Annotated in this window: 8 protein-coding genes and 1 tRNA gene; 4 read left to right on the top strand and 5 right to left on the bottom strand. The window is 61.9% G+C overall.

What is annotated here, in order from left to right; all coding sequences use genetic code 11:
- Position 1 precedes the first annotated feature (1 nt).
- Positions 2-1717, top strand: coding sequence for an AAA family ATPase (locus ACX9NZ_RS08110; RefSeq protein ID WP_302742200.1), 1716 nt, complete (start codon positions 2-4; stop codon positions 1715-1717).
- Here the strand turns inward: ACX9NZ_RS08110 and ACX9NZ_RS08115 are convergent.
- The 4 genes from ACX9NZ_RS08115 to ACX9NZ_RS08130 all read right to left on the bottom strand — a co-directional run bounded on the left by ACX9NZ_RS08115 (position 1714) and on the right by ACX9NZ_RS08130 (position 5637).
- Complete coding sequence (locus tag ACX9NZ_RS08115) at positions 1714-2931, bottom strand: type II restriction endonuclease (protein ID WP_294123347.1); 1218 nt, start codon at positions 2929-2931, stop codon at positions 1714-1716. The two genes, ACX9NZ_RS08110 and ACX9NZ_RS08115, sit on opposite strands and share 4 nt — an antisense overlap.
- On the bottom strand, positions 2912-4084 hold the full coding sequence (gene dcm, locus ACX9NZ_RS08120; protein WP_294123349.1) for a DNA (cytosine-5-)-methyltransferase: 1173 nt from the start codon (positions 4082-4084) through the stop codon (positions 2912-2914). Before dcm ends, ACX9NZ_RS08115 begins: the two co-directional genes overlap by 20 nt.
- A gap of 406 nt (positions 4085-4490) precedes the next feature.
- A tRNA-Met gene (locus ACX9NZ_RS08125) sits at positions 4491-4567 on the bottom strand.
- A gap of 149 nt (positions 4568-4716) precedes the next feature.
- The gene (locus ACX9NZ_RS08130; RefSeq protein WP_407496947.1) at positions 4717-5637 is read right to left on the bottom strand and encodes an HAD hydrolase family protein; all 921 of its coding nucleotides are present in this window, start codon (positions 5635-5637) and stop codon (positions 4717-4719) included.
- A 159-nt stretch (positions 5638-5796) separates the two neighbouring features.
- Between ACX9NZ_RS08130 and rlmKL the strand changes: the two genes are divergently transcribed.
- Both rlmKL and ACX9NZ_RS08140 read left to right on the top strand, forming a co-directional pair.
- Positions 5797-8466, top strand: coding sequence for a bifunctional 23S rRNA (guanine(2069)-N(7))-methyltransferase RlmK/23S rRNA (guanine(2445)-N(2))-methyltransferase RlmL (rlmKL, locus tag ACX9NZ_RS08135; protein WP_407496949.1), 2670 nt, complete (start codon positions 5797-5799; stop codon positions 8464-8466).
- Between the two features lie 313 nt (positions 8467-8779).
- Entirely contained in the window at positions 8780-10816 is a 2037-nt protein-coding gene (locus ACX9NZ_RS08140; RefSeq protein WP_233545979.1) for a KUP/HAK/KT family potassium transporter, read from the top strand.
- 136 nt (positions 10817-10952) lie between these two features.
- Here ACX9NZ_RS08140 and ACX9NZ_RS08145 read toward each other — a convergent pair whose 3' ends face one another.
- Entirely contained in the window at positions 10953-11744 is a 792-nt protein-coding gene (locus ACX9NZ_RS08145) for a nitroreductase family protein (RefSeq protein ID WP_118652201.1), read from the bottom strand.
- A 218-nt stretch (positions 11745-11962) separates the two neighbouring features.
- On the opposite strand from ACX9NZ_RS08145, the gene ACX9NZ_RS08150 reads away from it, so the two are divergent.
- Positions 11963-14320 (top strand): LTA synthase family protein, encoded by a 2358-nt coding sequence (locus tag ACX9NZ_RS08150; protein ID WP_118652198.1) that lies wholly within the window; start codon positions 11963-11965, stop codon positions 14318-14320.
- The last annotated feature ends 260 nt before the right edge of the window (positions 14321-14580 follow it).

Genomic DNA, 14580 nt, shown 5'->3' on the forward strand with positions numbered 1-14580 from the left:
AATGATTCCCTCGCGTGGCCCACGCGACTTTACCCCTGCGAGCCAAGAAGGAATAATCTATGATGCCTTGGCCTCACTCCCAGATGAATTCGTCGTGGTTCACTCGATGCGCATGGTCACCTCGCTACGTGACGACCTTCGGGAAAACGAGGCCGACTTCATCGTTTTCCACCGAGATCTTGGAATTCTGTGTATTGAGGCCAAGGCGGGACAAGTCAAGTATGAAGCCGGGGAGTGGCGGTACGGAAGCGGCCTATTGATGCCGCGCGGAGGCCCATACAACCAAGCTTCAAATTCAAAATACAGGCTCATCGATCGCTTCGAGCAGCTCCGTATGAGAGATACGCTAAGGCACTGCAAGCTGCTTCACGCGGTGTGGTTCCCCTCCGTCCGAAGGGAGGCGCTCTGCGGATACTGCCTTCCACCCGAGGGCGATCTTAAGATTACTCTCTTCTCCAACGACCTTATTGATCCAGAGCCTTCGATTCGGCGAATCTTCTCTCTTCAGGTCGCTGGAACCGCAACGCAGCTATCAGAAAATGATGAAAACAGGGTCATATCGAAGGTTCTTTGCCCCGAGCTTAACCTAATTCCCAGCAAACGCTTCTCATACGATCTAGCAGAGCTTGCCTTCATTAGATTGCTTCAGTCTCAGCAACGCGTTCTGGATTTTCTTTCTGAGCAAAAGAGCGCAATCATCTCCGGACCGGCAGGATCTGGAAAGACCCTCATCGCCGTCGAGCGTGCAAAACGCGCGGCGAGCACCGGAGACGAGGTCCTTTTCCTGTGTTTCAACACTATGCTAAAGAACGACATTGCCAGTCGACTCGCCGAATTCAGCCGGATCGAGGTAAAAACCATCGCAGGACTTGCGCACGAGAAATGCCTGACGTCTCCCCCTAGCTACGAAGGCCTCGCGGAGTATCTACTTACTCTCGATGAGAACTCTTTCCCATATAAACATGTTGTCATCGATGAAGGACAAGATTTTGGAATAGCCGAAATCGAACAGTCGGAGATCTTGGACCTACTCTTCGACCTCATCAAGAAAAAAGATGGAAGCTTTTACCTCTTCTACGACAAAAACCAGTTCATCCAAGGCTCTGAGCTTCCAAGCTTCTTGTTGCAGGCTGACTGCAAGCTATCCCTCTATGTAAACTGCAGGAACTCTGTCAATATCGCCCGATGCTCATACGGGGCTCTTGAGTCAAATCCGGGAATTGAGACGAAGACCACCTCCGCACCTGGATCTGCCCCGAAAATGATAGCGACAACCAACGTCGGCAAGATGATCGAATTCATCAACCGGGAGATTTCCGCCTTACAATCAGCAGGGATTGATGACATTGTGATCCTCACCTGTTCATCTGTAACGCAATCTCCCCTGAATGAGGAGGTTGTCGACGAGCGCTGGCGCGGGAGCGACGTGCCCTTCTATTCCTGCCGACGCTTCAAAGGCCTCGAAGCTGACGCTGTTATTCTTGTCGACATCAATAGCGATCTATGGGATGACGCCGAATTGAGCGGCGACTACGACTCAGGCGACGGACTCATGTTCTACACCGGAGCTTCCAGAGCAAAACATGAGCTTAGACTGGTCTTCGATATGTCGGAAACCGAAAGCCTTGCAGTTCTAGAAAAACTCGGCATTCAGGCTCAGCGAAAGCCCCTCAGGTCACTTGCTCGTCGCCTCAACGCCCTCATTGTCCCGGCCTAATCGAGCACTAGCTGCCTCTTCTCGACCATCTCGCAGAAGCCGCCGACATCCATGAGCCACTCCTGCTGGGAGGGCGTGTAGGTCGGGAAGAGCTGGGCGGGAATGACGAGCTGGAGCCTGCTGTCGCGCATGGCGTTCGTGTAGTCCGTGCTCACGGCGGGCTCCAGCGTGATGAGGTGCTTGCGCTCGATGCGGTTCGCCTCCTCCAGAACCTGCCTCCAGCGCTCCTTGATGGTTGTCTTCGCGCCGAGCATGGTAAGGCTCGCCGAGGGGAAGCTCTCGTCGCGGTAGCACTCGATAGATGGGAAGATGAAGTCCGGCTTCGACTTGCCCTCGGTGTAGGGTTGCGCGGAGTAGCGGATCCCCCTGCCCTTGAACAGGAACTCGAGCTGGTGCTCGAACGCGGTGCCCGCGCGGGACTTCCTGCGCTGGAAGGTGGACATGGTGGTCTTGAGGACGCCGTCCACGTCGAGCTGGCCGTTCAGGTAGGGCGCGAGGTCCCGTTCGAGCAGGTGGCGCTCGAACACCTTGAACAGCATCTCCTCGCGCTCGTAGCAGGAAAGCAGGCTGCCGTCGGGGTCGCCCGCCCAGTCGAGGTCGTCCAACGTGGACACGGAGTATTCGGTGAAGTCCAGCCCGCGCGGGAACGCGTGGCCGAACCTCCCCACCATGTCGTCCAGGTACGCGTCGGCGCTCAAGGGCGCGCGGGTCTCGATGCCCATCATGCCGAGGATGCGCGAGGCCACCGCTCCGATGCGGTTGCGCTCGCCCTTCGACACTGCGTAGCCGGAGCGGTCCGGTTCCTCGAAACCGAACAGCCATTTGAGCTGGGACTCGATACTCGAGCCCTTCTTGGCGAAAAGGATAAGCAGCCCCAAGTCGTCTGAGTTGGCGAGCACCATGAGATCGCCGGTGCGCGCCTGCCGTATCGCGGGGTTGTCCTTGTAGTAGAGGCGGTACTCGGTGCGCGTGGGGTGCTTGCGGCGCGCGTCGTACCAGGTCACGGTCCCGTCGCACATCTCGGGCTCCGCCTCGTCGCACATGTAGGCGAACGTGGTGCGGATGTCGCGGATGTCGTCGTCGCCGAACAGCGACCTCAGCGGCAGCGTGCCGTTGAACTCGTGCTGGTTGCTCTTGCCCGCGTCGATGTCGACGTCAGCGAGGACCTTCGAGACCGCGCCGTCGAAGTAGCTGCTAAGCGCCCCGTAATCCATCCTTGCACGCCCCCATCATGAGCTTGGCCACCGAGCGGATGACAGGCACCGTCACCGAGTTGCCGAACTGGCGGTATGCCTGTGTGTCGGAGACCGGGATAATGAACCGGTCGGGAAATCCCTGCAGGCGCGCGCACTCCCTGGGGGTCAGCTTGCGGGGATTCTCACCCTCGCCGCGCGAGACCAGGATCTCACTCCCGTCCTTATGATAGCGCGCGGAGAGCGTCCTCGTGGTATCCGAGGGGGTGATGAGGCCGTAGCCGAACCCGTTGCCGGCGGCCTCGTGTTTCGCCTTGTACGCCTTCAGGTAGGACCACAGCTTGTCGGAGAGCACGTACCTCTCGTCCGCGTCCTCCTCTAGGATCTCCGCTGCCTTCTGGCCGCTGTTCGGGCAGTCGAGGTCGTCCCACGAGAAGTCGACGTCGTCACGGAAGCCGACGATGTAAATGCGCTCGCGGTGCTGGCACGTCCAGCCCTTGGAGTCCAGGACCTTGTAGTGGACGTGGTAGCCGAGCTCGTCCTGCAGGACCTGCATGATGACGTCAAACGTGTTTCCCTTATCGTGACTCACGAGGTTCTTCACGTTCTCGAGCAGGAAGGCCTTGGGGCGCTTCTCGCTCAATATGCGGGCCACCTCGAAGAAGAGTGTGCCCTGGGTCTTGTCCTCGAAACCCGTGGCGCGGCCGAGCGAGCGCTTCTTAGACACGCCCGCGAGTGAGAACGGCTGGCATGGGAAGCCCGCGAGCAGTACGTCGAAGTCGGGAATATCGGATGCTGCGACCTCACGTATGTCGCCCGCCGGGGTCTCTCCGTAGTTCATGCGGTAGGTCTTCTGGGCGAATTTGTCCCACTCGCACGAGAATACGCACCTGCCGCCGAGCTCCTGGAACGGCATGCGGATCCCGCCGATGCCCGCGAACAGGTCGATGAAGGTGAATGCGGGCTCCCCCTCCTCCTCGGGCGCAAAGGGGGCACGGTGGCCGAGGGTGGAGATGTACTTCGACTCAGCTGCGGTGGGCCTCGTCTCGCCCGTCTCCCAACGGCGCACCGTGCGCTCGCCGTTGGGACCCATGCCCAGCGCAGCGGCGAACTCCTTCTGGGTCAGGCCCAGCTCCTGCCTTTTGGCCTTTACCTCATCTGTTGAAAACTGCATGACGTACCTTCTGGATAACTAACAGGACGTTATGTCCTCATTTTGCCACAGCGGGTCATTCATAGATATGATCGGCAAACGAGATGCCTGCGGCCCATGGGTTCCTCACTTCCACTTAAGCCAACTGGAATACGCCACCGAATACACACCCCATCCGCCGGAGCAGTCCCGATAGCGATAAGCTACCCTCTCGTCCGGACTTTATTATTGCTTTCAGCTCGTTAGGGAATGGGGGCGTCCGTTGGTCAATACTTGCCAGCAGCGTCTTTTGTTTACAAATAACCGCCTTCTCCGCTTCTTAGCATCTGGCTTTTTCTTCGCAAATTCTTCGCGGCTTTTAAGCGAAGGTGGAATCAAAAAAGAAAAGCAGCTCAGAAGATTTAACCTCTGAGCTGCTAAAAGTTCTTGGTCGCGGGGGCAGGATTTGAACCTACGACCTCCGGGTTATGAGCCCGGCGAGCTACCAGACTGCTCCACCCCGCAATGTCTGGATGCACCGTGTGCGCAAGGAGTTATATTACGCGCAGAGCCCCTTCATTGCAAGGGCCTCCTTAAGTGTCTTCACAATTCTGACACCTTTCAACCCCGTTGGAATCGACACGCCGTTCCCAACGGTGCCCTCCGGGCACATGCTAAATCAAACCGAAATGCCGCAGCGCGTGGACCACGCCATCGTCCTTCACATGGTCGGTCACGTAGTCCGCGCGCTCCTTGAGCACCGGCATCGCATTACCCATGGCGACCTTCGTCTCCACCGCATCGAACATCGGGAGGTCGTTCTCGGAGTCACCGAACGCGAACGTGCCCGCGACTTCGCGCCCCTCCAGCTCCAGCACCTTGGCAATGCCGCTCGCCTTGGTCACGCCCCTCTGCGAATACTCGCTCGCCAGGCCCATATCGCACACGTCGAAATTGGCCTCGACCAGCTCGCACAGGCGGGCGTCGCCCATGATCGAGGGCGCCTTCAACATCCCGGGCTGCGTGAACTTGCAAAACCGCAATTCGGGAGCGAGCCCCAGCGCCTCCTCGAGGGAATGGGCGACGGGCATGTCGGGAAACGCCGGGACGGCCTCCAGCGTCCGCGACACCACGAACGGCGTCTCGCGCGATTCGAACATCACCGTCGTGTCCACGGCGAGCACAAGGCGAATGAGCTCAGCCGCCAGCTCGGAATCGATCAGCGTCTCGTGCACGACCTCGCCGCCCAGCGACACGCACGACCCCGCCGCGGAGATCACGCCGTCGAACCCGGCGGCCACGAGCGCGTCGCTCACCATGGAAAGCGGGCGCCCCGTGCAGACGTACGCATGGTGCCCGCGCTCCCGCAACCGCCCGATTGCGTCGAGCACGCCCGACGTCGGCAAGATCTTGGTGAAATCCTCCCCCTCGGGGATGTTCGCAGGGTCCACCCAGACGAGCGTGCCATCTACATCGAAGAACAACGACGCCGAGGAGTCCCCCAATCCGCGCGCCGTCGATGTAGCCAAAGCCGCTCCGGCCTCCATAGAGGCCCCCGCAAGGGGCGTCCAAACCGCACTCGAATCATCGAGCATACATATCCTTCCCCTCTCTTGTGCTCGAACCATGATAGCAAGCTCATCAGCACAGAAGAGGAGCGTACGCGTAAGGAAGCTGCCATAATACAAAGAGATTATGGACAGACGGCCGCGCATCATACACACGATTTGCCGCCACTTATATTAGGAGTGACCATGGCGCAGACGCCCCTCACGCCTCCCAACACTGCCGCGCACGAGTTTTACGCGAGCTGCCCCGAGGGCTTTGAAGCCGCCCTTGCCGACGAACTGCGCTCTTTCGGCCTGCGTCAGGTTCGTCGCCTCAAGGGCCGCGTCACGTTCGCGGGCGCGCCCCTCGATGCCTACCGCGCCTGCCTGTGGTCGCGCCTGGCGAGCCGCGTCTTTGTTACCCTCGCCCGCTTCGATTGCGTCACCGCGGACGACTTGTACGAGGGCTCACGCGCCATCGCTTGGGAGAACGTCCTCGCGCCTGGCGCAACCATCGCCATCTCGGCGCGCGGCACGAGCGATGAGCTGCGCAACTCCCATTATTCCGCCCTGCGCGTGAAGGATGCCCTGTGCGACCGCCTCGTCGAGATCGCCGGCCGTCGCCCCAACGTGGACGTGGATGACCCCGACGCGCGCATCCTGCTCACGCTGCGCGGAGACCGCGCCAGCCTGCACCTCGACCTTTCCGGCGACCCGCTGTTCAAGCGCCTCCCGCGCGAGGCAATCCGCCCCGGCGCCGCCCACGTGCTGCGGCCCGACTACGCCGCGCTGGCCCTGACGCAGCTTGGCTGGCAACAGGCCTGCTCGCACGCCATGGCATGCGCGAGCGACACGGCGGCCTCCACCGCGGACGACGGCACCGCCTCCGTCTTCCCCATCCTGGTCGATGCCTGCTGCGCTGGCGGCGGCATCGTGCTGGAGGCAGCCCAGATCCTCGCCGACCGCGCGCCCGGCCTCGAGCGCGACAACTGGGGGTTCAAAGCATGGGCGGAGTACGACGAATCCGCGTGGCTCTCCCTGCGCAAAGAGGCGCTCGGGCGCATCGACGCGGCGCGCGACCGCACGGCGCGCATTCTTGCCACCGACATTTCCGGTGACGCCGTCTCGTGCGCGCGCCGCGTCCTCAAAGCATCCGGCCTCTCGGACCGCGTGATCTTCGCCCAGCCCGACGCGCAGAAAATCGTCCGCAAACTCGCCATTCCCGCTATCGGCGACACCCAGATCGTCGGCGGCATCGTCATCGACACGACCGAGGTCCCCCTCACCAAGCTGCCGCGCCTTCTCTCCCTCGTTACCGACCTGCGCACCGGCGCGGGCGCACCCTTTGGGGAAGCCCTCGTCGGCAAGCCCGTCACCGTCCTCACGCGCGACAACGTCCTCGAGCAAGCCCTCGGCACCCCCCGCGGTCGCCTGTCCATCATGCCGAACAACGAGGGGGCCCAGCTCCTCACGTTCGTCGAACTCTCTGAGGGTGACCTCGAGGACACCGAGGCCGCAGACGACGAGCGAGTCGCACCCGCGGGCACCACCGCCATCGACCTGGGCGATGGTAAGCCCTGCCCCGTCATGCTGCCCGAGTCCGAGCAGTTCGCGCGCCGTCTGCGCAAAGTCGCTAAGCAGCGCCGCAAGTGGGCGCAGCGCGAGGGCATCACCTGCTACCGCGTCTACGATGCCGACCTGCCCGATTACTCCGCCGCCATCGACCTGTACGAAGGCAGTGCCACGACCCCGGGCCGCTGGCTCGTGGTTGCCGAGTATGCCGCCCCGCGCCACATCGACCCGGCACTCGCCGAGGCGCGTCTGCTCGACATGCTCGCCATCGCGCCGCGCATCCTCGACGTGAACCCCGAAAACGTATTCGCCAAGGCCCGCATCCGCTCGCGCGGCGGGTCGCAATACGGCAAGCAGGCGGGCGGCACGTCCGCGGCGGCAATGGGTGGCAACGGGGTCGTCGGCGTGCGCAAGGGCGGCGCCGGCCAAGGCCCGAGCCCCAAAGCCGCCGCTCGCGCACCCCAGGGCACCGGCGCGGGGACCCCGTCCGACATCCGGACTCGCAGGCTCCCCCTCATCGAAGAGGGCGGCCTCGCCTTCGCCGTCAACTTCAACGACTACCTCGACACGGGCATCTTCCTCGACCACCGCATCACGCGCAGCCTGGTGCGCGAGCACGCCCGCGGCAAGCGGTTCTTCCTCAACCTGTTCGCCTACACCGGCACGGCCACCTGCTACGCGGCCGACGCCGGCGTGGAGGAGACCGTCACCGTGGACCTCTCCAACACCTACCTGGACTGGGCCGAGCGCAACATGGAGCAAAACGGCTTTGTGGGCCCCGACCACCATTACGTGCGCGCCGACGTCATGAGCTGGATCCGCGACATGCGCGCCACACGCAACCGCTGGGACCTCATCTTTTGCGACCCGCCCACCTTCTCCAACTCGAGCAAAATGGGTCGCCGCACGTGGGATGTCCAGCGCGACCACGTGGAGCTGCTCGTGGGCCTCTCGCGCCTGCTCTCCCGAGAGGGCGAGGCGATCTTCTCCTGCAACCTGCGCACCTTCCGCCCCGATACCGAGGAGCTCGCACGCGCCGGTGTGGTGCTCACCGACATCACCGCGCAGACCATCCCCGAGGACTTCGCCCGCAACCAGCGCATTCACCACTGCTACCTGGTCCGCCGCCACACCTCCGAGGAGGCCATGCGCATGGTGGGCATGGACGAGAGCGCCATTCGCGAGCGCACGCGCGAGCTGCGCGAGAACGCCCGGCGCCATGACGATGCACGTAGCAGCGAACCGAGCGGCAGCAACACCCGCCGCGAAAAGACGCGCCGCCGCGATGCGCGCGGCGGGCGCTGACCCAACATGAGGGCCTAAGGGGCGTGCACTCTTCGGTATCTGCGTTCCCCGAGAGTTAACTCTCGGGGAACGAATCAGGCGAACCGGGAGAAAAGCTCCCGCGAGAGTTAACTTTCGCGGGAGGAGGGCACGGGACAGGGGAAGGAAACGGAAGCAACCCACCCTTCTATTTGCGTTCCTGCAGCTTGTGACATATAGCGTTTGCCCTGCACAATCCCTATAATGGCTTGAACGTTAGATGGCATGCATATGCCTCTCGGCGCGCTGGGGGAAGGCCGGCGCCGGGTCATCTTCGCCAAGGAGCAATACCGCAATGGCACACTCAACTGAATCATCCGAGCACGGGCACGGTTCTGCCGCGATCCCGGTAAGCATCGGCGCGATGCTCGTCACCCTGGGCGTCGTGTACGGCGACATCGGCACGTCGCCCATGTACGTCACCAAGGCGCTGCTTGCGGGCCAAGGCGGCATCATGACCGTGACCGAGGAGTTCATCCTCGGCGCGCTCTCGCTCGTCATCTGGACGGTCACGCTGCTGACCACCGTCAAGTACGTGCTCGTCTCCCTCAAGGCCGACAACCACGGCGAGGGCGGCATCTTCGCGCTCTACAGCATCGTGCGCAAATACGGCAAATGGCTCATCCTCCCCGCCATGCTCGGAGGTGCCGCCCTGCTCGCCGACGGCATCCTCACCCCCGCGGTGACCATCACCACGGCCATCGAGGGCCTGCGCACCATCCCCGCCGTGCACGACATCATGGGTGACAACCAGATGAACGTCGTGGTCATCACGCTCATCATCGTGTGCCTGCTGTTCGCGGTGCAGCGCGTGGGCACTTCCAAGATCGGCCATGCCTTCGGCCCGGTCATGACGTTTTGGTTCCTGTTCCTCGGCGGCGCGGGTCTCATCTACGTGCTCGGCAACCCTGTTGTCCTGCTCGCGTTCAACCCGCTGCGCGGCATCAGCTTCCTGCTGTCTCCCAACAACCATGCCGGCATCATGATCTTGGGTAGCTGCTTCCTCGCCACTACCGGCGCCGAGGCCCTCTACTCCGACATGGGCCACGTCGGCCGCGGCAACATCTATGCTACCTGGCCCTTCGTCAAGATCTGCCTCATCCTGTCCTACCTCGGCCAGGGCGCTTGGCTGCTCGCCAACGCCGGCAACCCCGAGCTCGCCCTCATCGAGGACCTCAACCCGTTCTTCCAGATGCTGCCCGAGATGGTTCGTCCGTTCGGCGTCATCCTTTCCACCTGCGCCGCGATCATCGCGAGCCAGGCGCTCGTGACCGGCGCGTTCTCGCTCGTGTCCGAGGCCAGCCGCCTCGATCTCATGCCCCACATGCAGATCTTCTACCCCGCCGAGACCAAGGGCCAGCTCTACATCCCCATGGTCAACAACGTCATGTGGGTCGGCTGCGTTATCGTCGTGCTGCTGTTCCAGAGCTCCGCTCACATGGAGGCCGCCTACGGTCTGGCCATCACCATCACGATGATCTGCACCTCCGTGCTGCTCTTCTTCTACCTGCACGGCGTGCGCAAGATGAAGGTCTTCCCCTGGGCCTTCGTCATCTTCTTCGTCGCGCTTGAGGGCTTCTTCTTCGTGTCCTCGCTCACGAAGTTCTTCCATGGCGGCTACTTCACCATCCTGATGGCCGCGCTCATCATGGGCGTCATGGTCAGCTGGTACAACGGCAGCCGCGTCGAGCGCCGCCAGTACACGATGCTCCCCGTGCGCAAATACATCGACCAGCTCGACCGTCTACGCAACGACTCGCACTACGAGACGCTCTGCGACAACCTGGTCTACCTCACCAACAGCACGTCGACCGACATGCTCGACCGCGACATCCTGTACTCGATCTTCGATAAGCACCCCAAGCGCGCCCGCGCCTACTGGTTCCTGAACGTCGAGGTCACCGATGAGCCGCACACCTTCGAGTACTCCGTGGAAAACTACGGCACCGACTTTGTGTACCGCGTGCACCTCCACCTGGGTTACAAGGTCAATCAGCGCGTGAACGCCTACCTGCGCCAGATCGTTTCCGACCTGTCCGCGTCCGGTGAGCTGCCGCCGCAGGTGCACGATTATTCCGTGTACGACAAGCCCGGTGTGGTCGGCTCCTTCCGCTTCTGCCTGATCCGCAAGACGCTTGCGCCCGAGTCCGACGTCGAGCAGCGTGAGCGCCACGCCATCGCGATGAAGTACGCGATCCGCCGCTTCGCCGGTTCGCCGGTGCAGTGGTTCGGCCTGGAGAACTCCAGCGTGTTCTACGAGTACGTGCCGCTGTTCACCAAGTTCAAGCCGGTCGACCGCATCGCACGCGTCGCCATGGATGAGCGCTGCTAACGAGCGCCTCCGCAATCTCACTGAATGTCAAAAAGACCCATCCAACCGGATGGGTCTTTTTTGTTTGCGCGTACCAGGACGTTCGCCACGAAACCGAGGCCCCAGCGGAGCCCCGAGCATCGCGCTTGAGATGTTTCTACCAGCCCTTTCCAAGCCAATTCCGAAGCCACAAGTCCATCGACCGGCTCATCTCGGCCATGAAGTCGCTCGTGTGCTTGCGCGTGTAAATGTCGCGCACACGCGCCCCGGACTCCGTTGCGTGAGGGCGGAACATCGCGTCCATCTCGGCGATTTGAGCGTCCATAGTCGGAGCGTCGGCGCGGCGATAGCGCTCCTCCATCACAAGGTTGACGGTCGGATGCGGGGTTGCCGGGCGCTCCTTCTTAGGGGTTCCAAGGATGAGCATACTCAAGGGCACGGTGTGCTCGGGCAAATACAGAAGGTCACGCACCTCCTCGGCGTTCTCTATGATGTCGCCTATGTAGCAGGTGCCCAATCCCACCGCCTCGGCGGCAATTGCCGCATTCTGCGCCGCAATCACCGCGTCCTGCGCCGCGATTCCAAAATCGCCCAGACCGGGATGCGGGCGGGCAGTGCAGCCAGATTCGGTCGCGAATTCCTCGGTCAAGCACCCCACGTGCTCGAACAGGTCGGTCCACTTGCAGTAGTCCACCACAAACACCAGCGCCCACGGCGCCTTGGAGATCATCGGCTGATTGTCGCAAAGCACCGCGAGGCGATCTCGCGTCGCCTGCTCGCGAATATCGATAATCGAATACATCATCATCGCCCCGGCGCTTGGGGCCCTACTCGCAGCATGGAGCACGGCCTCCCGCTGTTCGGCCGTGATTTCCACCGTCAAGTCGAACTGCCGTGTCGAGCTCCTGCGCTCGATGCAGTCGAGCACCGCGTTTCCCGTCATTCCCATTTACCGCCGTCCTCAAGCATCGGTTACGCTTCTTGGCCCATTCTATGGAAACAACGGATACCTGCAGCTTATCGACTAAATCTCGACAATCCGTGGGTAGTATGTTCCCTTGTCGCCTTCCGCGCGTAGCACATGTTTATCAAGGCCGGGTAAGCGCTGTCCAGGATTTGGGCACGCCGCCTGCTTCAACATCCGTTGAGCGAAGAAGAGGTTGTCGTATGTTCACTGCCATCGTATCCATCGCGGGGCTTGTCGCCTCCGCCTACTTGGGCCGTCGGGAGCTCACCCGTCGCAAGGAATCGGGTGATCGCTCCGGCATGGGCTGGGGCATCACGTTCTGCATCATGCAGGCCATTGCCGTCGCGCTGGGCTTTCTCGGCATGGCGCCCGACGACATCCTCTCTCCCATCATCCTGAACGCCGTGCTCACCGCCTGCACTTGGGCCTCTTTCGCGCGTGACATCACCTGGGCGCGCATCGAATCCTACATGCGTTTCGGTGACGAACTCGCCGCCCGCACCTTCCGACCCGACTGCGGTGCATGTGACAAGTACGATGCGTGCGCACATCGCATCACCCGCGACGAGGACCTCTCCCGCATCGGTCGCCTGGGCCGTAAGCTGCGCGGCCGCGCCCACGAGCTCCGCATCGCGCTGCACCGCCCCACCGCGGTCTGCGTGATGTTGCTCTTGCTCGCCGGCCTGTTCGCCATGCTCGGGCTCGAAACCCCCTCCAACCATGACCTCACCTGGTGCTACCCGCTGTGCATCCTGCTTGAGTGGGCACTCATCACCGCCGTCATGGCCGGCCTGTTCTACCTATTCCAGCGTCGCGGTGGCGCCCCGGCGTTCGTCGCCTTCCTATGCTGGGGCATCGGCATGGCGCAGTTCTTCGTCATCACGTTCAAGTCCATGCCCATCCAGCCCGCCGACCTTTCCGCCCTGGGCACTGCCGCTGCGGTGAGTGGCGGCTTCACCTACATCTTCAGCGCGTTCGGCCTGTACGGCATGACCTTCCTGGCCATCTCCATGCTGCTGTGCTCGCTCGCCGGCGTCTTCCGCCCCGAGCCCGCCAAGCGCAACCGCCGCCTCTTCCTCACCAACCTGTTGATCGGTGCCCTGTGCCTCGTTGGCGTTGGTGCCCACGTCACGCTCATCGACTACTACAACACCCTCAACATCACCGTGTACACCTGGCGCCCGCTCGAGAGCTACTACCGCCAGGGCTTCATCCCCACGTTCATCTCCTCCGCGCAGACCATCAAGCCGCCCGTGCCTAAAGACTACGATATGGCCAAGGCCGAAAAGCTCGAGAAGAAGCTCGCCGGCGAGTACGACGAGACTGCCGGCAAGACCCAGCAGCGCACCGATGCCGAGGCCCAATTCGCCAAGGAAAAGCCCACGGTTATCGCCATCATGAACGAGACGTTCTCCGACCTCTCCATCTACCAGAACATGCATGCCGGCTACAACGGCCCGCAGTTCTTCAAGAACCTCCCCGACACCCTCTCGCGCGGCACCCTCTACGTGAGCGCGTACGGCGGCGGCACCTGCAACACCGAGTTCGAGTTCCTCACTGGTAACTCCATGTCTTACCTTGGGTCGGGCGTGTACCCCTACACGATCTACGACCTGCTCGACACCAAGAATCTCGCCGAGCAGTTCAAGGATCTGGGCTACACCACCACGGCCATGCACCCCAACCACGGCACCAACTGGAACCGCGAGAACGTCTACTCCGGCTTCGGCTTCGATCGCTTCATGACGATCAACGACTTCCAGGATGCCGAGAAGCTCCGCGGCATGGTGTCCGACGCCGCCACCTACGACAAGATCCTCGAGATGCTCGAGTCCGACTCCGCGCCTCAGTTCATCTTCGACGTGACCATGCAGAACCACTCCGGCTATGACACCGGCCTGCTCCCGCCCGATAAGCTGAACAACTACCTGATCGACGGCGCGGTGAACAACGAGGTCAACGAGTATCTGTCCCTCATTGAGGAATCCGACCGCGCGCTCAAGGACTTCGTTGGCAAGCTGCGCAAGCTCGACCGCCCCGTCGTGCTCGTGTTCTTTGGCGACCACCAGCCGTTCTTCCCCGACAAGTACAACAACCGCTGGTTCACCAATGAGGATAAGGCCGAGCACAACATGCGCCTGTGGACCACCGACTACCTCATCTGGGCGAACTACGATGTCGCCGGCAACGACCAGGACAGCCATGTGGACAACCTCTCCACCAACTACCTGGGCACCGAGATGATGAACATCATCGGCGCGCCGCTCAACGACTACCAGAAGGCTCAGCTCACCCTGCGCAACGCGCTGCCCGCCATCAACACCACCGGTTACCTTGACGCCACCGGCACCATCTACCTGTCCAGCGTCAAGGAGGATGAGAACGGCGGAGATGCCCATACTTCGCTGCAAAAGGCAATGCAGGCGCGCTCCGAGTACGCCACGATTCAGTACTACGAGCTCTTTGGCGACGGCAAGGATGTGTACACCAAGCTTCGCCAGAGCGCCGCGAACGAGACCGATCCGAACCTCGCGCCCGGCACGACGCAAATCAAGTAACCCGAGCGAAAGGTCAAGAGGCAAGCGCTCGGCCCGCTTCTGCATATCATGACGTCAAAACCCCTGCATGCGATCAAAACATGCAGGGGTTTTGCATATGATTGCCGTCTCCGTTTTTCACTTGAGGGACTTTTGGTAATTACTTTCCGACCTTGCCCGGTAGACAACCCCAACGCCAAGACAAATCCGCAGGTCGGGCTCCCAACTTCTCACCCGCCATTTCACGGTTTCGAATTCTAATTACCAAAAGTCCCATTCAT

Source organism: Collinsella sp. BM28 (assembly GCF_054551995.1).